Annotated in this window: 19 protein-coding genes; 13 read left to right on the forward strand and 6 right to left on the reverse strand. The window is 56.7% G+C overall.

The window, feature by feature from the left end; genetic code table 11:
• The first annotated feature begins 15 nt into the window (after positions 1-15).
• The gene (glyS, locus tag RBB82_RS15880) at positions 16-2,130 is read left to right on the forward strand and encodes a glycine--tRNA ligase subunit beta (protein ID WP_433971726.1); all 2,115 of its coding nucleotides are present in this window, start codon (positions 16-18) and stop codon (positions 2,128-2,130) included.
• Between the two features lie 326 nt (positions 2,131-2,456).
• Here the strand turns inward: glyS and RBB82_RS15885 are convergent, their stop codons facing one another.
• The 3 genes from RBB82_RS15885 to RBB82_RS15895 form a co-directional block, all read right to left on the reverse strand.
• Positions 2,457-2,693, reverse strand: a complete 237-nt coding sequence (locus RBB82_RS15885; protein WP_433971727.1) for a hypothetical protein — start codon at positions 2,691-2,693, stop codon at positions 2,457-2,459.
• A 164-nt stretch (positions 2,694-2,857) separates the two neighbouring features.
• Positions 2,858-3,550 (reverse strand): GNAT family N-acetyltransferase, encoded by a 693-nt coding sequence (locus RBB82_RS15890; protein WP_433971728.1) that lies wholly within the window; start codon positions 3,548-3,550, stop codon positions 2,858-2,860.
• Between the two features lie 88 nt (positions 3,551-3,638).
• A complete protein-coding gene (locus RBB82_RS15895; protein ID WP_433971729.1) occupies positions 3,639-3,863 on the reverse strand; it encodes a hypothetical protein in 225 nt (74 codons plus the stop codon).
• 418 nt (positions 3,864-4,281) lie between these two features.
• Here RBB82_RS15895 and opgC point away from each other — a divergent pair, with 418 nt between their 5' ends.
• Positions 4,282-5,463 (forward strand): OpgC domain-containing protein, encoded by a 1,182-nt coding sequence (gene opgC, locus RBB82_RS15900; protein ID WP_433971730.1) that lies wholly within the window; start codon positions 4,282-4,284, stop codon positions 5,461-5,463.
• On the opposite strand, the gene RBB82_RS15905 is transcribed toward opgC, so the two are convergent.
• A complete protein-coding gene (locus RBB82_RS15905) occupies positions 5,456-6,160 on the reverse strand; it encodes a hypothetical protein (protein WP_433971731.1) in 705 nt (234 codons plus the stop codon). The genes opgC and RBB82_RS15905 overlap by 8 nt on opposite strands.
• Positions 6,161-6,278: 118 nt before the next feature.
• On the opposite strand from RBB82_RS15905, the gene RBB82_RS15910 reads away from it, so the two are divergent.
• The 10 genes from RBB82_RS15910 to RBB82_RS15955 all read left to right on the forward strand — a co-directional run bounded on the left by RBB82_RS15910 (position 6,279) and on the right by RBB82_RS15955 (position 17,963).
• Positions 6,279-8,858 (forward strand): LptA/OstA family protein, encoded by a 2,580-nt coding sequence (locus RBB82_RS15910; protein WP_433971732.1) that lies wholly within the window; start codon positions 6,279-6,281, stop codon positions 8,856-8,858.
• Positions 8,855-9,583 carry an LPS export ABC transporter ATP-binding protein gene (gene lptB / locus RBB82_RS15915; protein WP_433971733.1) on the forward strand — a complete coding sequence of 243 codons (729 nt, stop codon included), beginning with the start codon at positions 8,855-8,857 and terminating at the stop codon, positions 9,581-9,583. The genes RBB82_RS15910 and lptB overlap by 4 nt, the downstream gene beginning before the upstream one ends.
• 231 nt (positions 9,584-9,814) lie before the next feature.
• A complete protein-coding gene (locus tag RBB82_RS15920) occupies positions 9,815-11,554 on the forward strand; it encodes an RNA polymerase factor sigma-54 (RefSeq protein WP_433971734.1) in 1,740 nt (579 codons plus the stop codon).
• A 46-nt stretch (positions 11,555-11,600) separates the two neighbouring features.
• On the forward strand, positions 11,601-12,224 hold the full coding sequence (gene hpf, locus RBB82_RS15925; RefSeq protein WP_433971735.1) for a ribosome hibernation-promoting factor, HPF/YfiA family: 624 nt from the start codon (positions 11,601-11,603) through the stop codon (positions 12,222-12,224).
• Between the two features lie 23 nt (positions 12,225-12,247).
• Entirely contained in the window at positions 12,248-13,192 is a 945-nt protein-coding gene (gene rapZ / locus RBB82_RS15930; protein ID WP_433971736.1) for an RNase adapter RapZ, read from the forward strand.
• A gap of 82 nt (positions 13,193-13,274) precedes the next feature.
• Entirely contained in the window at positions 13,275-15,149 is a 1,875-nt protein-coding gene (locus tag RBB82_RS15935) for an ABC transporter ATP-binding protein (RefSeq protein ID WP_433971737.1), read from the forward strand.
• Complete coding sequence (locus RBB82_RS15940; RefSeq protein ID WP_433971738.1) at positions 15,146-16,048, forward strand: YicC/YloC family endoribonuclease; 903 nt, start codon at positions 15,146-15,148, stop codon at positions 16,046-16,048. Before RBB82_RS15935 ends, RBB82_RS15940 begins: the two co-directional genes overlap by 4 nt.
• A 58-nt stretch (positions 16,049-16,106) precedes the next feature.
• The gene (gene gmk / locus RBB82_RS15945; protein ID WP_433971739.1) at positions 16,107-16,766 is read left to right on the forward strand and encodes a guanylate kinase; all 660 of its coding nucleotides are present in this window, start codon (positions 16,107-16,109) and stop codon (positions 16,764-16,766) included.
• Between the two features lie 78 nt (positions 16,767-16,844).
• Entirely contained in the window at positions 16,845-17,057 is a 213-nt protein-coding gene (gene rpoZ / locus RBB82_RS15950; RefSeq protein ID WP_433971740.1) for a DNA-directed RNA polymerase subunit omega, read from the forward strand.
• Positions 17,058-17,075: 18 nt separating this feature from the next.
• Positions 17,076-17,963 (forward strand): uracil-DNA glycosylase, encoded by an 888-nt coding sequence (locus tag RBB82_RS15955; protein WP_433971741.1) that lies wholly within the window; start codon positions 17,076-17,078, stop codon positions 17,961-17,963.
• Positions 17,964-18,477: 514 nt separating this feature from the next.
• Here RBB82_RS15955 and RBB82_RS15960 read toward each other — a convergent pair.
• Entirely contained in the window at positions 18,478-19,149 is a 672-nt protein-coding gene (locus RBB82_RS15960; RefSeq protein ID WP_433971742.1) for a ribonuclease T2 family protein, read from the reverse strand.
• A 433-nt stretch (positions 19,150-19,582) separates the two neighbouring features.
• On the opposite strand from RBB82_RS15960, the gene RBB82_RS15965 reads away from it, so the two are divergent.
• Complete coding sequence (locus RBB82_RS15965) at positions 19,583-20,659, forward strand: cobalamin-independent methionine synthase II family protein (protein ID WP_433971743.1); 1,077 nt, start codon at positions 19,583-19,585, stop codon at positions 20,657-20,659.
• Positions 20,660-20,668: 9 nt separating this feature from the next.
• On the opposite strand, the gene RBB82_RS15970 is transcribed toward RBB82_RS15965, so the two are convergent.
• Entirely contained in the window at positions 20,669-22,312 is a 1,644-nt protein-coding gene (locus tag RBB82_RS15970) for a phospholipase C (protein ID WP_433971744.1), read from the reverse strand.
• Positions 22,313-22,471: the final 159 nt, after the last annotated feature.

Below are 22,471 nucleotides of genomic sequence, written 5' to 3' on the forward strand. Positions count from 1 at the left end.
ACGAGTTGAGGAACGATGGCGGATTTTCTGTTTGAGGTTGGGTTAGAAGAGGTTCCGGCGCGGATGATCGCGGGCGCGCAGGCGGAGCTGGAGCAGCGTGTTGTGAAGATGTTGGAGCGCGAGCGGCTGGTGCGGTCCGGTGCCGTGACGAAGAGTTTTGCGACGCCGCGGCGGCTGGCGGTTTGTGTGGCGGGAGTGGCGGAGCGGCAGGAGGATGTGGCCGAGGAGTTGACGGGGCCGTCGGTGAAGGTGGCTTACAAGGATGGTGTGGCGACGCCCGCTGCAGTGGCGTTTGCGAAGAAGGCCGGAGTGGATGTTGCTGACTTGAAGACCGTGACGAACGCGAAGGGTGAGTATCTGGCGGCGACTTCGGTGAAGGTGGGACGCCCTGCAGCGGAGGTGATTGCTGCGGAGATGCCGAAGGAGTTGGCAGGGATCTATTGGGCTAAGAATATGTACTGGCGTGCGGGGCGGCCGGAGCGGTTTGTGAGGCCGGTGCGTTGGCTGGTGGCGCTGCTGGGGGACGATGTTGTGCCGGTTGAGTTTGGTGGATATGTAGCGGGTAAGGTTACGTATGGGCATCGGGTGCTCTTTGGCGATGCGGGGATTGAGCTGAAGGCTCCAGGGGAGTATGAAGACGCGCTGCGGAAGGGATTTGTGGTCGCGGAGGTCGAGGTGCGGCGCCAGAGGATTCGGAAGGCGTTGGATCATGTGACGAGGACCGTGCCGGGACTGCGTTGGCGTGAGGACCATGCTCTGGTGGATAAGCTGACGCAGTTGACGGAGTGGCCTTCGATGCTGCTGGGTGGATTTGAGAAGGAGTATCTCGCGCTGCCGGAAGAGGTGCTGGTGACGGTGATGCGGGATCACCAAAACTACTTTGCGGTTGAGGATAAGGACGGGAAGTTGGCTCCGCATTTTCTGGCGGTGTTGAATACCGAGGCTGATGAGGCCGGGATGGCGGTGATTCGGCATGGCAATGAACGAGTGCTGCGAGCGCGGTTCAATGATGCGAGGTTCTTCTGGGAGTTCGACCAGAGAGCTCGGTTGATGGATCGTGTGGCGCTGCTGGAGAATGTGACGTTTCAGAAAGATTTGGGGAGCTACTTCGCGAAGACAGAGCGGGTGCGGAAGGTGGCCTCTGGTCTTGCTGGGCTGGTTGCTGCGCGTGGAGTTGTGGTGGATGCTGTGGCTTTGGACGACGCAGCCTTGCTGGCGAAGACGGACCTTACTGCCGAGCTGGTGAAGGAGTTTACTGAATTGCAAGGTGTTGTGGGTGGGCTTTATGCGCGGGCGCAGGGCTTTCCGGCTAAGGTCGGCGATGCGATTTACGACCAGTACAAACCATCGTCGATGGAAGATGGGGTGCCTCGAACGGTGGAGGGGGCGTTGCTGGCGATTGCGGATAAGGCCGACACGATTGCGGGGATGTTTGGCCTGGGGTTGGAGCCTACTGGGTCCAAGGATCCTTTTGCGCTGCGCAGAGCAGCGAATGGGATTGTGAAGATTCTGGCCGAGACGGAGACGGCGCTGCCGCTTTCGTTCGATGAAGTGGCGTCGATGGGGACTCAGAACCCTGCTGTGGCTGGCAAGGTACGTGCTTTCTTTGCGGAGCGGCTGGAGTTTTACCTACGTGAGGTGCGGGCGCAGGCTTACGACGTGGTGAAGGCTGTGTTGGCGGCGGGTTCGAGCGATGTGCGCGACGCGGTTGGGCGTGCCGATGCGCTTACGGCGGTTCGTGGTGCTTCCGTTGGAGATGCTGGGGATTTTGTTGCTGTGTCGTCGGCGTTCAAGCGGATGAAGAATATTCTTGCGCAGGCGAAGGAGAAGGGGATTGCTGCGGCTACTCATGTTGATGGTGGGTTGCTGACGGAGCCTACGGAGAAGGCTTTGGCGGAGCGGTCGGCGGAGTTGGCGGGGCGGGTTTCGACGCTGAGGGCAGAGAAGAACTATAAGGCGGCGTTGGAGCAGATTGCTACGCTGCGGCCGCAGGTGGATGCGTTCTTCGAGGCGGTGATGGTGATGGCGCCTGATGAAGCGGAGCGGGCGAATCGGCTGGCGCTGCTCGAGAAGGTGCTGGGAGATTTTTCTGGTATAGCTGACTTTTCGGAGATCGTGGTCGCCGGGTAGGAAGACATACCCCAGGGACTAAAGCCCCATTCTTGCTTGAGGAGAGTGCCAAGGCTAAAGCCTTGGCTTACCTAGAGGCGAAGGCTTGATTCATAGGAGAGTACCAAAAACTAAGCCTTGGCTAATCTAGAGCAGGTTGCCTTATGGTGTACAGACTGCAACGCAGATTTCTCTTCGGGAGTGACAGCAAAAAAGCGAAGGCCACTCCAGACCAACTGCGGAATTGCTTTAGAAGCAGATGACGATTCGCCGGAGGAAGGAAGTCGATGCGCATGAGTCGACGCATCGATTCGTTGAAGCACAGGTGCCGATTCGCGGAAGCTGCTCTAGGTGGTGATGAGCATGACGCCGAGCATGAAGAGGAAGACGGCGAAGAGTGAACCAAGAGGGATGAGGACACCTTCGCAGAGAGTGCTCCATTGGCTGCGCTGCGATAGACCGTCTTCGGCGCGAATGTTGGATTGGTAGGTCGGGGTGATGTCTTGTTGTTCTGTGTATTCCATCTTCATTTCCTGTGCGATGTGTCGCTGGGTTCGCAGGATGTTGATGCGAACCGATTTCATTTGCTTCCAAGCTTGCTTGCTCCAAGATGCGGAAAGCTGCGCTGAGGTTGCCAGCATTCTTCCCGCATTTGTTGCGTCGGTGGTCCATCATGCTTGACCAACGCGATTGGCTGCAAGGGTAACGTGTTGAGACGGTACCTTGGATGCTACTTACTGGGGAGGACTCAGAGCTGAAGTTGTACAAGGTCTGAGTGGTACTGGGTTTGGAAGAGGTTTTTCGGCAGATCGCGGGGCTCGGGAAGTTCGCCGATGGCCATGGCGATCTCGTCACAGGCGTTGCGACGGGCGCAGTGAGTGCAGTCTTTGAGCACCTTGTCGCGGAAGGTTAGTCGCTCGGCGACGTGGAAGTGGAAGTGTTCAAAGAAGGTCGGGATGCGCGTGAAGAGGCAGACACATTGGATGCCTTCGGCTTCGGCCCGGCTGAGGATGGCCTGGACGAGGAGACCTCCGGCGCCGTGGCCTTTGGTCTCCGGGCGGACGGCGATGGAGCGGATCTCGGCGAGATGCTGACCGTAGACGTGCAGGGCCGCGCAGCCGAGAAACTGATGAGTTTCGGTCTCGACGACGGTAAAGGTGCGGATGTTCGCGCAGATCTCGGCGTAGGAGCGTGCAAGGAGGGTGCCGTCGTGGCAAAAACTCTTGATTAGCTGATGGATGGCGTGGGCATCTTGCAGCTCTGCTCTACGAGTGCACATGGCATTTGTTTTGAACTCGGAGCGGGGAGGGGTGGAGCGAGGTTGCGGCGGAGTGACAGGCGGGGTGCTGACTAGATGAGGAGAGAAGGATGGCGTCGCTTTGTGGTTGAAGTTGGACGAGAAGGATTGGGAGGGAGGTTCTATTACGAGGGACAATGCCATATGCCGCTGCGCTTTTCTCTTTTGGTCGCGAGGACCGGAGCCGGTTGGTTGAAGGTTGAGGTTTAGGTTTCAGACTGTGATGTCTGGCTTAGCTGCCGTAGTGGCGGCCTTCGCTCGAGGGTTCCCATGGAATCGGGGCGAAGGTGCGTTGAAAGAATGTGTTGTCGACGATGTATCGTTCGCGGTTTTCGCCCTCGACGATCCAGTCGCCGGGATAGGCTTTACGCTGGCCGGCGTCGGTGAGGACGACCGTAGGGTGGAGGCACTGGGTGGCGTTTACGAGAAGCGGTCTGCGGGTGCGGAACGTGTTCATGTAACTCTCTCCTGACGGCTCTGCTCTGCCGACAAGATTTATTTCAGCACTTGATTCATAAGAATGGCGTAATGGTTTTCGATGAAGTTCATAAAGGTCAATAACGTACCGGAGTCCTGGCTTCAGGTGGGGCAAAACGGAGGCTGCGGCGGGTGGTTGCCGGGTTTTCGCAGGGAATGAGGCGAATGACTGGGCGAAAATGTCTCACGTGGGTGGATTCGGGGACGTCGACGGATGTAGAGTACTAGGCCTTGCGAGGTCTTTTGAGGTCTCGGATTGGCAGGAGATGGCCTGGCGTGGGGTAGTGGGGATTTGGTTCGGTGAATAGGAAGCGACCTGCGGTTGTGCCGGGGGTGACGGTCTCTCTATATGCTGTGATAGCACTTGTCTCTCTCTTGCCTGGTGGGGGTCCGGTCCGGTGAAGCTGACTTATCCAACGTTGCGGAGGCGGCCGGAGCTGGATGCGCTGCGAGGGTTATTCCTCGTGTGGATGACGTTTGCGCATATGCCGACGCACTTCAGCGATCTGGTCAATCAACCGTTTGGGTTTGTGTCTTCGGCGGAAGGATTTGTGTTTCTGTCGGCGATGCTGGTGAGCCAGGTCTATCTGCGAGATGCGATGGATAACGTGTCTGGCGTGATTGTGAAGTTGTGGCGACGGACGCTGAAGATCTACGGCTACCACCTACTGATGCTGGCGTTTGCTTTTACGATTGCGGCGGTGTTTGCGACAGAGACGCATCGGCCAGCGATCTATAACCTGATCAACTTTTATCTGGCGCATCCGAAGACGGCGATTCTTGGTGGGGTGTTGCTGATTTATTGTCCGCCGTTGCTGGATATTCTGCCGATGTATGTGTTGTTTCTGTTTCTGACGCCGATTGCGCTGGCCGTGGGCGTGCGATATGGCTGGCGGTGGGTTTTGGGTGGGAGTGCGGCGCTGTGGATTGCGGCGCAGTTCGGGCTGAGAGAGCTGGTGCATGCATGGGTCGTGCGGGTGACGCATCTGGCGATTCCATTGCAGGAGACGGGGGCGTTCAATCTGTTTGCATGGCAGGCGGTTTGGATCGCGGGGCTGTGGCTGGGTGCGAAGAATGCTCAGGATGAGATGCCGTTGAAGCGGGTTCCGGGATATGTCGTGGCTGGGTGCGGCGCGGTTTGTGTGTTCTTCCTGGGAGTACGGCATCACTGGCTGGGGAGTGTGCTGACGCAGGAGTCGTTGGGGATCAGTCTCGATAAGTGGCAGATCGGGCCGATGCGGGTTGTGAATCTGGCGGCGGTTCTGATCGTCTGTTACTGGATGCGACGATATCTGGTTCGGTTGATCTCGATTGAGCCGTTTTTGACGCTAGGGAAGGCTTCTTTACAGGTTTTTTGCGCGCATGTGTTCTTTGTTTTTGTGGGGCTGACGCTGCTGTATGAGGATGCGCCGCAGCTGCATGGCGCACGGGCTTATGGGATTCTCTCGCTTACGTTTGCGGGGCTGATGCTGGTGGCGATGCGGGAGGCTAGGGTTCGCAGGGAGGCAAAGGCCGCTGCGGCGGCTGCGAAGGGTGCTGCGGCGCAGAGCGAGACGGCGGTGGCAGAGAGCGCTAGTTGACGCGTTGCAGGCGGTCGATGAGCTTCTGGGCGAGGGGTTCGCCAGATTCGGTCCAGAGCAGGCGACTGCTGATGCCGCAGTTTTTCTCGACTGACAGGGTGAAGGCCAGGAGCATTTCGACATTTTGCTGGATGTGTTTGGTTGCAGCTTCGTCGAGCTGCTCGTCTTCGAGAGTTTCGGCGAGCCAAGGTGTGTCGAGGCCGAAGTCGATGCGGATGTGGCCGTTCTGGTCGAAGCTGGCGTCGTCGAACTGAGGGCCAAAGCCGAGGATACGCACGGTGGCGGGCTGGAGCTTCCAGAGGGGATCGAGAGCGGTGGATTCGTACTCGGGATCGGCGTCGGCTTCGTAACCGGGGGATGGATTGGGGGTGCTGTAGGCGACTTCGGGAGCCCAGAGATTCCAACGCATCTCGAACTCGTAGGCCATGTCGTCGTGTAGCTGCTCGGTGGCTTCGGCGACAGCGTTTTCGATGATGGAGCCAGAGGTGTCCTGATTTTCTTCGGCGCGGTCGTCGTTGACGTAGATGCGCTGGTAGGTGGGGGCTTCGGTGAAGCTGATGGGATAGACGCTGGCTGCCACTACACGCTTTTCTCCACTGATGAGGGCGAACTGGCGCATGACCGAGACCATGGCCGCAGGGAGGGTTTCGAAGCGGAAGTTCGGGAACCAGAGGCTAAGGTAGAGCTGATCGGCCATACTTCTAGTTTAGACCTCGAAGGCGAGTTATGACCGCGGTTGGCGCAAGGAAGGATGTGTGGCGTTGTGGGGCTGGGATGGCTTTTAAGGCCATTATGGGTGAGAAGATAGAAGGTGGATGAGCGTTTCGGTAGAACGACTGCGAGTTTGGTTGCTGGCGGGTGCGGGCCTGCTGCTGATGGTGATCGCTGCCTTTGTGGGTTATGCGCATTATCGGACGCACCGATTTTTGAGGGACTTGCCGAAGAAGCTTGGGGTCGATGTCCGGCGGGAGACGAACGGATTTACCTATTCGCAGTCGTTGCAGGGCAAGACGGTATATACGATTCATGCCGCGAAGGCTGTGGAACGTTCCGATGGCAAAGTTGCGCTGCATGATGTGGGGATCGTGTTGTACGGGCGGAAGCAGGATCGAGCCGACAGGATCTATGGGAACGAGTTTGAGTACGACCAGGCGGCAGGGGTCATCCGTGCGGTGGGAGAGGTGCATATCGATCTGGAGGCTCCAGAAGCCGCAGATGCGAATGCAAAGATGGACTATGCAGCCGGGAAGGATCTGCATAAGCCTGGGGCAGAGCATAAGAACAAGGATGAACGACTGATCCATGTAACGACCAGCGGACTGGTGTTTCTGCAGAAGCTGGGTGTGGCGGCGACGGATAACGATATTGAGTTTGAGTCGGGTGGGCTGACCGGACATGCGATTGGCGCGGACTATAACTCGGACTCGGGTGTGGTGGTGCTGCATTCGGCGGTGAGGGTGAATGGGCTCGAGCACGACAAACCCGTGGTACTGACGGCGTCGCGGGCGGAGCTTGACCGACCGAATGAGAGAGTGCTGCTGACTCAGGCGAAGTATGTGGCGGTGGGTGCCGCGGGCGGGGGACAGGGTCAGACAGCGCAGGCGCAGCATGTGGTGATGCATTTGAGGCCGGACGGATCGGCGGAGCGAGTGGAGGCTGAGGGCGATGTCACGCTGGTAAATGGAGCGGGTGGGATAGTGACAGGGCCGCGTGGCGAGATGACGTTGAATGCGCAGAACCAGGTTCAGTCGGGGGTGATGTCGGGAGGGCTGAAGTATCTCTTAGACGACGCGTTGCGTAAGGCGCAGGGTGAGGCTGCTGAAGGAAGGGTCGTGTTCGATAAGGCGGGGCATCCGGAGCATGTTGTGATGACCGGGGCGGTGCATCTGCATGAGAAGGTGCGGGCGTCGGATGCGGCGACGGACCCATGGAGTGAGAGAGAGCTGAACGCTGGCGTAGTTGAGTTGGCGCTGGATACGGATAAGACGGGAACTACCCTGATTCGGGATGCGAAAGCCACTGGCGACGCCCGGTTGAAGGTGCTGAATCCGGATGCAAAGGGTAGCGGAATGGTCAGCAGTGCGCTCGCTGGGCAGGTTTTGACGGCGCATTTTGTGAGAGTGGGCAATGCGGATCATATTGCTGAGGTGAATGGCGATGGGCATACGACGATTCGAAGGGTGAGTACGACTGGGGTGGTCAACACAAGCTCGGGGGATTCGTTAGTCGCGCACTTTCACCCTGTGGTGGCTGGTGTTGGTGGCGGCGCGAATCTGACGGGCAGAGTGTCGCAGCATGGGAACGATGGTGGTGATGCGATATCGAATGCGACCGAGCAGGGGCATGTAGTGATGACGCAGGTGCCGGTGAAGAAGCCTGGCGATGCAGCTGCGCCTGTAGAGGAACGAGTGACGGCGGAGCGGGCTATCTACGATGGTGCGCTTGAGAGGACGACTCTGACCGGAGATGTGCAGGTGAGCGATGGGACGAGCGTTCTTTGGGCCGACCGTGTGGTGACGGAGCAGCAGAGTGGAGATGCGACGGCAGATGGTTCGGTGAAGGCCAGTTATGGGCAGCCAGGGAGCACGGACGAGCCGGTGCATGTGCTGGCAGCGCGGGCTGAGTTGAAACATGATTCGCAGGTTGCGAAGTTTTATGGCGTGCCGGGAAGGGCGGCGAGGCTGTGGCAAGGGGCGTCGCAGGTGGATGCGCCGGTGCTTGAGTTTGAGCAGAAGCAGAGGCGACTGTTGGCTCATGGGGAGGGGCAGGGTGCTCCGATGGCGGTCCATACAGTGCTGGTGGGTGGTGGTGCTTCGGCGAAGGCCAGTGGTTCCAAAGCGGGGAAACCAAGCGGTGCGAGCGGGAAGACGGACGTCGTGCGTGTGGTGAGTCGGGAGTTGGTTTACTCGGATGAGGCGAGGAGAGCAGATTTTACGGGTGGGGTTCAGGTGGAGAGCGCGGATGGCAGTTTGCGGAGCCAGCAGGTTGTGGTGTATCTGCAGGCTGCGGCTGTGAAGGCATCGCAGACAGGCGGTGGTCGAGTGGGAGCCAGCGGCGCTGCAGTGGGGGGGACGAACGCGAGTGGTGGCGCGGTTGGCGGCGGGTTCATGGCTGGTAACGTGGAACGCATTGTGGCAAGTGGGCATGTTGAGATGCAGCAGCCTGGGAGGCGCGCGAGTGGGGAGCAGCTGGTGTATACGGCGAGCGACGGAATGTCTGTTTTGACCGGAACGGCTGCGGTATTGCCGAAGGTTGTGGATGATCTGCAGGGGACCGTGGTGGGTACATCTTTGCGATTCCATGCCGGGGATGAGAACGTCGTGGTTTCTAATGGAGGAGAGAGTGGCGCCGGACAAAGAGTGCGCACGGAGACGCGGGTGAAGAACAAGCAATGAAGACGTTATCGACGGAGGAGATTGGCAAGTCCTATGGTGGACGCCAGGTTGTAAAGGGGGTCAGCCTGGAGATCGAACAGGGTGAGGTGGTGGGGCTGCTGGGGCCGAATGGCGCGGGTAAGACGACGAGTTTTTACATGATTGTGGGGTTGGTGCGGCCAGACTCCGGGCGGGTGCTGGCGAATGGGCATGACATTAGCCGTCTGCCGATGTACCTGCGTGCGAGGAACTATGGCATCAGCTATCTGCCGCAGGAGCCGTCGGTGTTTCGTAAATTGACGGTGCAGGACAATATTCTGGCGGTGCTGGAGGCGCAGCAGTTGAGCTGGGAGAGCCGGCGGACGCGCACGGAGAAGTTGATTGAACAGTTGAATTTAGGGCACGTGCGTAAAACTCGCGGCTATGCACTGAGCGGCGGGGAGCGCAGGCGGGTGGAGATCGCACGATGCCTGGCGATCGAGCCCGCATTCATTCTGCTCGATGAGCCGTTTTCCGGGATCGACCCGATCGCTGTATTGGATTTGCAGGAGATTATCTTTGGGTTGAAGAAGAGTGGGATTGGCATATTAATTACGGATCACAATGTGCGTGAGACATTGTCGGTGACGGATCGGGCCTACATTATTACCGAAGGAAAGATATTCAGGACGGGAACGCCGGGGGAATTGGGGCGCGATCCGGAGGTGCGCCGGATTTACCTGGGTGAGAATTTCTCGATGGGATGAGGGGTTAGAGCCGAATCTTACAACTTCTGTTGTAAGCCCAGGTTGCTATCGGTGGAGTTTGCGCAGCCTTTGGCAGAGTTAGACTTACAGCGAGATGGGGCCATGGAGTGTAGACTGTTGGCGAAGCGAGAAGATTGGCATTTCATGTGCAATGTGTCGTAGTGTAAGCACGACGAGTGCCAAATGGCATGACGACAGAAGAGTAACCGGTCGAGTTGATGAGGGGTTAACGTGCTGCTGCAACCGAAGCTGAACTTGAAGGTCTCCCAACGACAGGTACTGACGCCTGGACTGGTGCAGATGGTCAGCGTATTGGCGCTGAACAAGCTTGAGCTGAGAGAGATGATCAACACCGAGATGGTGGAGAATCCGGTGCTGGAGGAGTTGGAGGAGTCGGTCGCGACACTGGACGAGCGAGCGGGGATCGAAGGGGACCGGGAGCGTTCGGCGGAGGAGGTAGCGGCCGAGAGCGAGAGGGTGGAGAAGGACCCGTTCGATGAGATCGACTTCGGGAGCTACTTTCAGGACTATCTCGATCCGGGTTTTCGTACGGCGTCGAATTTTGAGGAGTACGACAAGCCTTCGTTTGAGAATTTTCTCTCGCAGCCGAGCACGCTGAGCGATCATCTGACGTGGCAGTTGGGGTCGTTGACGTTGAGCCCGGAGGTTCGAGCGGCGGCAGAGTTGGTGGTCGGAAATCTGAATGAAAACGGATATCTGACTGCAAGCGACGAGGAGCTTGTTGAAGCACTGATGATGTTTCGAGAGCCGGCGCGGTCGGAGCCGATTCCATTCGAGCGTGGAACCAAAGCTAAGCTTGCTCATCTGTGGGAGGTGCCTGAGAACAGCGAAAATGGGCATGGTGCAGAGCAAGAAGAGGCCCTGGACATTGCGGCGTCTGCGGAGGATGAGACGGTTGCATCCCTTCTGGCTGCTGTGCGTGAGGCGCGAACGGTGGTCAATTATCTCGATCCAGTTGGCGTGGGATCGCGTGACTTGCGTGAGTGCCTGTTGATACAGATTAACGCGCAGAGAGGCGAAGCTGCGATCGTGCTTCGGCGGAGGCAAGCCGCCGCTGCAAACAGTGCGAATAAGAACGGATCGGACGGCGACGAGGACTACGGTGCTGTCGAGCCAGATCTTCTAGCAGAGACTCCAGCGCGTGAAGATATCTTCAGTATTGCGATCCATGTTGTGACGAACTGCCTGCCGCTGCTGCAGAAGAAAGACATGCGTGAACTGACGCGCAGTTGTGCACGTACGGCGGATGAGGTGAATGCAGCGGTCGAGTTTATCCGGACGCTGGACCCTCGACCCGGCCAGCGGTACAACCAGAGCGAGACACGGTTGATTGAGCCGGATGTCGCGTTTGTAAAGCGCGACGACGTATACGTCGTTCTGATGAATGAAGAGGATATGCCGACCCTACGTCTGAACCAGGGCTATCGCAAGATGCTGCAGCAGAAGCAGACGGAGAAAGAAGTAAAAGAGTATGTGAAAGAGCGGTACAAATCGGCCATCCAACTGCTTCGGAACATCGAACAGAGGAAGAACACCATTGTGAGGACGTGCGAGGTGATCGTACGGCGGCAGACGGAGTTTCTGGAACATGGCGTCAATGCGCTGAAGCCGATGATGATCAAAGAGGTCGCAGAAGAGATCGGGGTGCATCCCTCCACGGTGAGCCGCGCTGTTGCGAATAAGTACGTGCATACCTCGCAAGGCGTGTTTGAGCTGCGCTTTTTCTTCTCCGAGGGCGTGAATGGGCCGGAGGGTGGCGATCTGCCGCTGGTGTTGCTGAAGCGCAAGGTGAAGAAGCTGATTGAGGACGAGGATGAGCGGAAGCCTTTGACGGACGATCAGCTAGCTGCCGAACTGCAGCGGCAGGGGATTCAGGTGACCCGAAGGACGGTCGCGAAGTACCGCGAAGATATGCAGATTCCAAGCACGCACCAACGTCGTGTACGCTGATCGTCTGCGCTAGGATCACATTAGATTGCAGCGACGAGGTGAGCTTATGGACGTGGAGTACACCGGCAGACAGACAACCATCACGAAAAAACTGAAGCTGCAGACGGAAGAAGGGGTTACTGCGATCACGAAGATCGTGGGCACCTCTGGCAGCGTACATGTGATTTTATCCAAAGATAAGTACCGGCTGATCGCTGAGGTTACAGTGCAGACAAAGCATCACAAACTGGTGGCGCGGTGCGAGGCTACGGAGATGGAGGTCGCGCTGCACGACGCACTGGCGAAGATTGAGCAGCAGGCGATTCGGCATAAGAAGAAGTTCGGGACCATCAAGAGGCATCCGAAGTCTGACGTGAAGGGTGGGACGGCTGAGGTGGTGGCACCAGCAGCGCGGAAGACGACTGCGTTGAAGGTGGCGACCAAGACCAGTGTTGGGCGCAAGGCCGTGCCGATGCTCGTGCATTCTTTTCCGTCGCATTCACCGCTATCTGAACCTCACGTTGTTCGTTCGACGGATGGGGTCGCGCTGCGGCCGATGTCGCTGGAGGAGGCGGTGAAGGAAGCGGCTTTTCGTGATCGCGATGTTTTTGTATTTCGCAATCATGGCGGCCAGGCGATGGTCCTCTATCGCAAGCGGGACGGAAAGATGGAGCTGATCGAGGTTCCGTAGGCGGGGATGCTAGGATTTCAAGCATGACCAGCAAGAAGCTTTCGAAGCGGTTGATAACGACAGGCGCGAAGAAAGGTACGAAGAAGAGGGCAAAACCTGCTAGTGGTCTTGAAAACAGAGGCGAACTGGTAATTCTGACCGGACTGTCGGGCTCTGGCAAGTTATCTGCGTTGAAGGCTTTCGAGGACCTGGGTTTCTATTCGGTCGATAATCTACCTCTTGAATTGGTGCAGCGTTTTGCCGATCTGGTGCGGCAGTCGTCGGAGATTGAACGTGCGGCGTTGGTGGTTGATGTTCGCGAAGGGATGCGATTGGATGAGTTCCCGGCGATTCTGAATAAGGTTCGCAAGGTGTTGCCGACGCGTGTGGTGTTTTTAGAGGCGAGTGAAGAGGCGCTGATTCGGCGCTTTTCGGAGACGCGGCGACCGCATCCTCTGGGGCGGAGTGAAACGGTAGTGAAGTCGATCCGAGCAGAGCGGAAAAGGCTTGACCCGGTTCGGAATGTCGCCGACATCGTGCTCGATACGACGAAGTTCAATGTGCATGATCTACGAGCCCACATCACCTCACAGTTTGAACGCGAGGTGAGCGGTCGTGGACTGATGATCTCTTCGAACAGCTTTGGATTTAAGAATGGGGTGCCGACGGAGGCAGATCTGGTCTTCGATGTGCGTTTTTTGCCGAATCCGCATTTCGTTCCGGAGTTTCGCAAGCTGACCGGTAAGGATCCAAAGGTGGCGAAGTATGTACTTCAGTTTCCGCAGACGAAGGAGTTTCTGGATAAGACTACGGATATGCTCAAGTTCCTTCTTCCTCACTACATCAAGGAAGGAAAGAGCTATCTAACGGTGGCGTTTGGGTGCACTGGAGGGCAGCATCGCTCTGTATTTATTGCGGAAGAGATGAAGAAGCGTCTCGCGAAGGAAGGATATTCTGTGAAGACGGCTCATCGGGATATGCCGAGGTAGCTGGGTGAGTTGGGCGAAGCGTCGGAGCGCAATAGAATGATGAGATGCGCAGAGCGATGAGGACGACCGGGAGAGTGATGGCTTGAAGCGCATCTGGCGATTGCTTCTGTATGTCCGGCCATATGCGCTTTATTCGCTGGCGTCTGTTGTGCTGATGGCGGTTGTTGGGGCGATGGCAGCGTTCCGCGTGCTGCTCGTGAAACCGATCTTCGATAATGTGCTGAGCCCAGATGCGTACACGCATGACGTGCTGGTGTTTCGTGTGCCTCTTTTTGCAAAGCCATTGAATCTACATTTTCTTGTGCCGAGTTCGCTGCACAACGCATGGACGGTGGTGGCGTATGCGCTGGTGGCGTCCGCGCTCTTGAAATCGGTATGCGACTATGCGGGCACGTATCTGGTGAACTACGCGGGCTTCGGAATGATCACCGATCTGCGAAACGACCTCTACAACGCAGTGCTGCGTCGATCGGTTGGATTCTTTCAGAAGCACACGACCGGGACTTTGCTGTCGACGTTAATCAATGACATCGAGCGGGTACAGACAGCGATGTCGAGTGTGCTTGGGGAGTTTCTGCAGCAGATCTTTACCCTGATTTTTATGGCGGGGGTCGCAATTTTTTACGGCGGAAAACTCGCGTGGGTGTTGCTGCTATTCGTTCCGGTGGTGATATCGTCAGCGCGGCGCATCGGGAGGCGTGTTCGACAGACGACGCGTAAAGGACAGGACAAGCTGGCTGAAATTCAGAATATCCTTCACGAGACGATTACTGGCAATCGAATCGTGAAGGCGTTCGGGATGGAATTATGGGAGATGAAGCGCTTCCATCGGGCGGCACGGAGGCTGTTTCGTGCGAATCTGCGGTCGGTAAGTGTACAGGCGATTAGTTCGCCGTTAATGGATGGACTTGGTTCCGTTGCGATTGCGTTGCTTCTGCTGTTGGGACGTGATCGCATCAAGGGCGGATCGATGACGATCGGTTCGTTTATCTCGTTTCTGATTGCGGTGTTTACGTTATATGACCCGGTGCGGAAGTTTGCGCTGTTCTACAACAGCTTTCAGCAGGCACTGGGGGCGAGTGAAGAGATCTTCAAATTTATGGACGCGCAAGACGATGTGCAGGAGAAGAAACGCGCTTATGTCTTGAAGGGGTTCACTGAGGGAATCCGTTTCGAGAATGTAGGTTTCGCCTATGAGAGTGATGGTGAAGTAAAGCAGGTGTTGCATGAAATCAATCTCTCTGTTCAGCCGAGTGAGGTGATCGCATTTGTCGGGCCGAGTGGAGCTGGCAAGTCTTCGTTGGTGAATCTGATCCCGCGATTCTTCGATGTAAATGAGGGAAGAATTCTGTTGGATGGGCACGATCTGCGCGATGTAACCATTGCCTCGTTGCGAGAGCAAATCGGCAACGTGACTCAGGAGACGGTTCTGTTTAACGACACGGTGCGGAACAATATCGCATACGGTCAGCCGGATGTTCCGATGAGCCAGGTGGAGGAGGCAGCTCGTATGGCGCGAGCGCATGATTTCATTCTCAATATGCCGGATGGATACAACACTGTGGTTGGGGAGAAGGGTGCCCGGTTGAGTGGGGGAGAGCGGCAGCGTCTGGCGATTGCGCGGGCAATTTTGAAGAATGCTCCGATTTTGATTTTGGATGAGGCGACGTCGTCTTTGGATATGGAGAGCGAACAGCTGGTGCAGGCGGCGTTGGCAAACCTGATGCAAGATAGAACCGTGTTTGTGATTGCGCATCGTCTGTCGACCGTTCGACGGGCTTCTCGCATCGCCGTGATTGAAGGTGGACGTATCACGGAGATTGGCACACATGAGGAGCTGATGCAGTACTCAGGAACGTATCAGCGGCTTTACAACATGCAGTTCAATGATGACGATGTGGTGTTGGCCAGTACCGGCGAAGGTGGTTTGCAGGTGGGGCTGGAGGGGATTGCGTGACTGCTATTTATTCCATGACTGGATACGCCAGTCTGCGTGGATCGGTAAGGGACAGCGTCGCTTTTACACTGACGATGAAGAGCGTTAACCACCGCTTTCTTGATCTGCACCTGCGATTGCCTTCGTCATGCGATGCGCTAGAGGTGCAGTTGCGTCGGATGCTGAAGGAGAATTTGCGGCGAGGTCATATTGAAGTGACGTTGCAGTTAGAGCGCAGGGCTGTCACTGAACTCCAACTAAATGCTGGATTGCTGGAGGCTTATGTGCAGGCCTTCCGTACGGCAGCGGAGCTGCATGGTGTGACGAACGAGCCTGATCTGAATGCGATGCTACGAATTCCTGGGATGATGACCGCGGAGGGTGCAGGAGCGAGCGAGATCGAGGGGCTTGATGCGGCGGTGCTCTCTCAGATCGTGCCGTTGGTGGAGAAGTTGAATGAAGGGCGAGCGCAAGAGGGCGCTTCATTGGCCGCGGAGCTGCGGGCATCGATGTTGCGCTTGCAGGCGTTCTCCGACGAGATGGCTGGACTGCGGAATGGTGTGCGAGAGGCGCAGTTTGAGCGTTTGCGTAGTCGATTGATGGAGTTGACGCAAGGTGTCGCGGTGACAGAAGAGCGGTTGTTGGCTGAGGCCGCTGTGCTTGCGGAGAAGAGTGATATCGAGGAGGAGATAGTTCGGCTGCGGACGCATGTGGATCGCTTCGTAGCGATGCTTGATGAGGGGGGAGAGCTCGGCAAACGGCTCGACTTTCTACTGCAGGAGCTGAATCGTGAGGCAAACACGATGCTGTCGAAGACCAGCGGAGCAGCAGGCGAGAATAGTCTGCGAATTACTGAGCTTGGGCTCGAGATCAAGGCTGAGATCGAGAAGGCGCGGGAGCAGGTTCAGAACCTGGAGTAGTTCGAGCGGGTTCGCTTGTTAGACTTACAGATATAAATTGAACAGGTGATTGAGGCGCATGGCAGGAATTCTTTTCATTATTTCAGCGCCGTCGGGTTCGGGGAAGTCGACGCTGGTGAGTCAGCTGCGGACGTTGGTGGAGGGGTTGGATTTTTCGATTTCTTATACGACGCGGGCGCTCCGGGGGTCGGAGACGGATGGGCGTGAGTATCACTTCACGACACGGGCAGAGTTTGAGCGGATGATTGAGGCGGGGGACTTCCTGGAGTGGGCGGAGGTCTTTGGGAACTACTACGGTACGGCGATGTCGGCGTTAGGGCACGCGAAGGATGATGGGAAGGATTTGCTGCTTGACATCGATGTACAGGGCGCGATGCAGGTGATGAAGAAGATGCCGGAGGCGGTGTCGATCTTCATCCTGCCACCGAGTCCTGAGGTGTTGGAGAGGCGGCTGCGTAACCGCAGTGCGGCAGAGCATGTTACTTCTGAGATGGTGATTCAGAGCCGTTTGGCTGAGGCTCGGAATGAGTTAAAGCAGATGTGGGACTACAAGTATGCGCTTATAAACGATGTTCTGGATGAGGCTGTTGCAGAGTTGCGAGCGATTGTGTTGTGCGAGCGAGGCGACAGCGACGGAGTGCAGGCGCTGGCTGTGAGCTGCAGAACCGATGCTGCCTCGCCGAGGTTAAGGGCGGCGTTGAGTACGTTTGATGACTAAAGGACAAGTTATCCACTACGAATTGTGTATGGCTTTTGGCTGGTCTGAGATATAACTTCAGACATCGGGGTGAAACGCATGACGATTGAAAATGCATTCCACAATAAATACAGCCTAGTTAAAGGTGCGGCGCGACGTGCGCGGCAGCTCCAGTCGGGCGCCTCTCCTCTGATCGTGGCCAAATCGATGAAGGCATGTCGAGTGGCGCAGGATGAGATCAAGCAGGGCCATGTGAAGTTCGTTCTGCCGGAGCGCGTTGTGGATCCGGTGCTCGATACTCCTGTGCACTAAGCGCGATACCATAGAGCCATGGCAGGTGAGGTAGAGCAGCAGCTGCGGGCTTACGTTGAGTACCTTCGCGACATTGGCGTCCATGACTTTTATCGTCAGGGAGAGCCGGTGTATGCCGACGTTGCTCCTGCTTCCGCCCCTATTGCTGCAGAGATGGCTGTGGCCGATGCTGCGGTTGAGGCGCGTCCACTGCCTGCGAAGGTTGCTGTGGCGGAAGAGCGGCGACCTGTTGTAGTTGCGAGTCGACCTGAATTTCTGGAGCCTCCGATTCCGAAGCTTGTGAGTTTCGATGATCTTGTTCCCCTGCCTGAGAGCCGGGTAGATGCGGCGCACAAGGTCGAGGCGTTGGCTGCAATTCAAACTGAGATTGGTGATTGCACGCGGTGTCCGCTGGCGTATGCGGGTCGGCGTACGATCGTGTTCGGAGATGGTGATGCGAATGCGCGGTTGATGTTTGTCGGCGAAGGGCCGGGGGCGGATGAAGATACCTCTGGCATTCCGTTCGTCGGTAAGGCTGGGCAGCTGCTGAACAACATGATTCAAGCGATGGGCCTCAAGCGTGAGGAGGTTTATATCGCCAATATCGTGAAGTGCAGGCCTCCGGCGAACCGGGTTCCGGAGCCGGTAGAGGCTAATACCTGCGACCAGTTTTTGCTGCAGCAGATCGATGTGGTGCAGCCCCAGGTCGTGGTGGCGCTGGGGTCTACAGCAGCGATGTATCTGCTGGGGGTGAAGCAGTCCCTAAGTTCGCTGCGAGGCAGGTGGCATAGCTGCCGCGGAGCTAAGCTGGCGGTGACCTACCATCCGGCGTTTCTGCTGCGTGATCCGCGGATGAAGGGTGATGCGTGGAAGGATCTGCAGATGGTGATGGCGGAGTTGGGGCTGAAGGCTCCGGCTAAGGGGTAAACGAGTTTTTTTCGGCTGTGCCGCCTAGGTACCCCCCCCTATATACCGCGCGTAAGTGGCGTATTTTCATTGGTTTACGAGTAACAAGCCCCTGTAAAATATTCATAATAACAGGGTTGTGCGCAAATTCGCCTATATCAACAAGTTAGCTCTAGGCATTCTCTGGGGCTTTGTTCGTTTTTCTCTTCCTTTGATTATAGGGAGTTGATGACAACTCATACGCCACGCGGATGTTGTTGCGTGGTACGGGTTTAGGTGAGTAAGGGGCTTGACATGCGTTTTATGGGCTTGTTTCGAGGGCTTTATTTCTGTTTTTGGTCGGCCGGATTGAAGCACATTCGCTTAGGAGCGTGAATATAGGGATTGGCAGGCCCATTCGTAGAGAAGCAGATCCCTACGGGATGACAACCAAAAAGCAACGACAACGACAGAAGCAACGACAACGACAAAAGCAACGACACTGACAAAAGCAGCGACACCGACAAAAGCAACCACGCCAGGAGCCGCAAGACAGCTATGGGGGTGGGATACGGACGGTGTTGGCTCTGCAGGAGCGGATGTTGGTGCAGTTTATGGGACTGAGGGTTTTGTTCATGCAGATTTCGATGGCGGTGAGGTAGTTGTTGCCGCAGCTTAGAGCGAGACTGTCGGGAGGGAAGGATGGGTTGCTCTTGGCAAAGAGGTCGAGGATCTGACCGGGGGGCATAGAGATCTGGTGGTCAAGGGAGGTAAGTTCGGTTGGTATGACGACGGCGTGAACGGCCTTTCGGGCGAGGTCGAAGAAGGCGTCGGGGGCGAGGCCTGAGCATGTGCCGTGGGTGCGCCACTCGTGTCGGAGGAGTCCGGCGTCGGGATAGATGTCGGAGTAGGAGGACGGGTCGCGTGGACCGGGATCGGTGGAGCAGTTTTGTAGATAGGCGCCGTTGGTGTTCTGGGGCCAGAGGCCGTGGAGGACGAAGGTGGCGCGCTGGGCGCACTCGGTTGCGTTTGGGTGGGAGTGGCAGAACTCGGGAGACCAGCTGAGGTTGAGGAGGTAGTAGTCGAAGGGTTGAGTTGCTGAGGGTTCGATTGCCAGCGCTGCCGCGGCAGCTGGACGAGGACTTGGCTCGGGCGCAGGCCGCGGGGGTGGATTGCAGGCGGTGAGGAGTAGAAGCACGAGAAGTGCGGGAGCGGCTCTCTTCATCATGGTTGGAGAAGGATAGCGTGTGCGTGCAAGGTGCGCCAGCGTGTTGCATTTGGCAGATTTAATTTAAATTTAGTTTGTTGCAAAGGTGTCAATCCGTCTTTGCGGTTTCTTGTGTGCCTTCAAAGACAGAGTGTTCCATTTTGCTTGATCGGGGACAGGCAACAGCAAAAGCAACTGCAGATCTCTATGGGAACAACAAAAAGACAAGCAACGCGACAACAACTGCAACTGCAAAATGCGGGGGTCTCTCCACTGCGCGACTCACGATGAGACTGTAAGTCGCTTCGGTCGAGATGACGAATCAGCAGATCCCTACGGGATGAGAACAAGAGGACAGGCGATGGCAGAAGCAACGGCAAAAGCTTATCGACGCAAAGAAGACACGATTCTTAAATCAATCTTTTGATGGATAGACTTGAGATTTTGCGTAGGTATGCTTCCCATCATGGCAATTTTGACCGAACCGATTGGCAGTATTCCTCGCCCTGCTGTTTTGCTTCAGACAGTATCGGCTTTTCAGGCTGGAAAGATCGGTCGCGATGTTCTCGAACGTGCGTATGCAGACGCACTTCGAGATACGATTCAACGATTTGAAGAGACTGGCTCGCCGATCATCACGGACGGAGAGCAGACCAAGTCCAGCTTCGCGACCTATCCTCTTAGCGGACTCGACAATCTTGCTTCCGATGGAGTGACGATTCCTTTTGCGGATGGGCATACGCGGCAGTTGCCTCGGTTGACTGCTGGGCCTTTCCGCTATGGTGAGCATGTTGCGAGCTACACGAAAACTGCGCGCGCTTACAGCAAGCTACCGATCAAGCAGGCGGTTATCTCTGCGTCGGCCATGAGTCTTCTCTATCCTTCGACGGAGATCCCAGGCTATTCGCGTGAAGCATTCCTCGCGGATCTGATCGCTGAAGCAGAGGCGGATATTCGAGGTGCGCTCGATGCGGGTGCGGCCTCTGTTCAGATTGATTTTACGGAGGCGCGGCTGTCGCTGAAGCTTGATCCGTCGGGGAATTTGTTGCGCAGCTTTGTTGCTCTGAATAACAACGTACTGGACCGCTTTACTCCAGAGGAGCGCCTGCGGATTGGGGTCCACGTTTGTCTTGGAGGCGATCGGGATTCGACACATAGTGCGGATGTCGATTACGCAGGGCTGCTGCCCGATCTGTTTCAGATGAACGTTGGGCGTTTCTATCTGCAGATGGCGAGTGAGCAGGACAGAAAGCGTAGCTTGCGTACCGTCGGAGAGCTTCTTCAACATCACCATACTGTTTTTGTCGGGGTGATCGATCCGATTAATCCAGCGATTGAGACTGCTGTTGAGGTACGCGATCGAGTTCTCGAAGCAGCTTCTTTTCTTCCAATCGCTCAACTCGGAACTACGGATGATTGTGGCTTTGCGCCCTTTGCTGACGACACTTCCACGGCTCGTGACGTAGCGTTTAGCAAGATTCGAGCGCGAGTCGAGGGGACGGCGTTGGCCGCACGAGAGCTTGGGATCTGATCGGAATGGCTATTGAGCATTCGTGATTTGGCCAGTAGTTTCGTCCAGCAAAAGCACTTGTCCGTTCTGCGGTGTGGTCTGGCTGAAATCAAGCATGTCGGTGATTGAACCGGCGATCGAGTCATACGAGCCCTGTCCGATTCGCTGCTGGTTCAGGAAGACGTCTTCGATGAAACGCAAGATAGAGGTTTGATCGGTGATGGTGTGGGAGACATAGTTTGGCTTGGCCCACGGTGAGATCACAAGAAGGGGTAGTCGTGGGCCATATCCGCATCTTCCCTGCGCGTGCAAAGTCGCGGGATTTACGCCGGGAAGAGCCGTCGCGCTATTCCCGCAGATGCCAAGTGAAGTGTAAGCATCCTGTTCGGTCGCGCTGCCGTTGATCACGTTGTTGACGTGATCGTACCAACCGTCGGAGTCGTCATAGGCGACGATGATGATCGTGCTGCTCCACTCCGGTATCTGCTCGATGATGTTGATGGTGTTAGCCAGGAATGCCTGCTCATCGAGTGGGTCGGAGAAGCCGGCATGACCATCGTGATAGGTCGCGGGCTTGAGAAAGCTGACTGCAGGGAAGTTTCCTGCAGCAACGGCGTTGAAGAAGTCTTGAAGGTCGTACTGGTGGTTGGTGCTGCCATCGTTCGCGAGGCCGATCATTTGCACAGAGGTGGGCCGGGCGTGAGTCGGGTTGGCGGTCGAGGCGTAGTACTGGAACGGATCGATGTACGGTATGTAGTCCAGTGGAGTTTGCTTGGTGATGGCTGATGTGTGGCTTCTGTGGCAGCCTGTGGTGCCGTTGCTGTTGGTTGCTGTGAGGTCGAATCCCTCTGCGAACCATCCCCAAGTTACGCCCGCTCCGTTTAGCAGGTTGCCCACATTGTTGCCGGTCATATGAAGCGCAGTGCTGTTTGAGGCGGCGCAGATTTCATTGACTGGGTCCGCATTGTCGAAGAGCGTGAAGCCGCCATGTCCATCTGAGATCATGGAACCTTCGGCGTTGAAGTCGTTTACGGCACCGTTGGTCTGTCCCGAGATAAGGTTGATGGCGCCGATGGTTGACGGTCCAAATGTTGTGCCGAAGAAGCGGTCACTGATCGCATAGTGCTGGGCGTAGTTCCAGATCGCCGTGACGGTGTTGCCGTCGTAGTAGCCCATCGTGAGGCCGGTGGTGGCGAGGATACCGCTTCCCATGTCGGCCTCGTCCTTCGCGCCTACAGAGAGCGGGAACAGATCCATTGCGCCGGCGTCGAATGCGAACTGCTCTGGGCCATATTGATGGTCCTGGTCGGCGGTGGCGGCGTCGGCAGGTGAGAGTCGGAAGGGGTTGGTAGCTCCAGCACCGTTTCTGATGTTGCTGGCGTTCGGGTTGTTCGTCAGAAGGGTTTGTGAGAGGCCGTCGACGGCGGGAGTTCCCGGAAGTGCTGTAAAAGGTGATTCGCTGGGTAGGTTTAATGCTGTCGGATAGGTGCCAAAGTAGTGGTCAAAGGAGACGTTCTCCTGAAAGATCACGACTACGTGTTTGATAGTTCCGGGAGGCACCGCGTTCGTTGTTGAGCTAACTGGCGTCGATACGGTAGCACCGCAGCCTAACAGGAGCGCGCTAAGCGAATAAGCCAGGAGTGCACCGCATGTGCGTGGGGATCGGCCTGTCATGACTGCGTTCCAAGTATAGAGACTTAGAGCGTGTCGGAGCCTTTGTGTTTGCGTGTTCCATGGTTTTCGCAGGGGTGTTAGTGCATGTCACGTTGTAACTCAATATTTTTGAATCGAAAAGGCGGGCGTCTTCTGCATGCAGAATGGCGTGTTTTGCAT

This window comes from Tunturiibacter lichenicola (assembly GCF_051013355.1).
Lineage (GTDB): Bacteria > Acidobacteriota > Terriglobia > Terriglobales > Acidobacteriaceae > Edaphobacter > Edaphobacter lichenicola_F.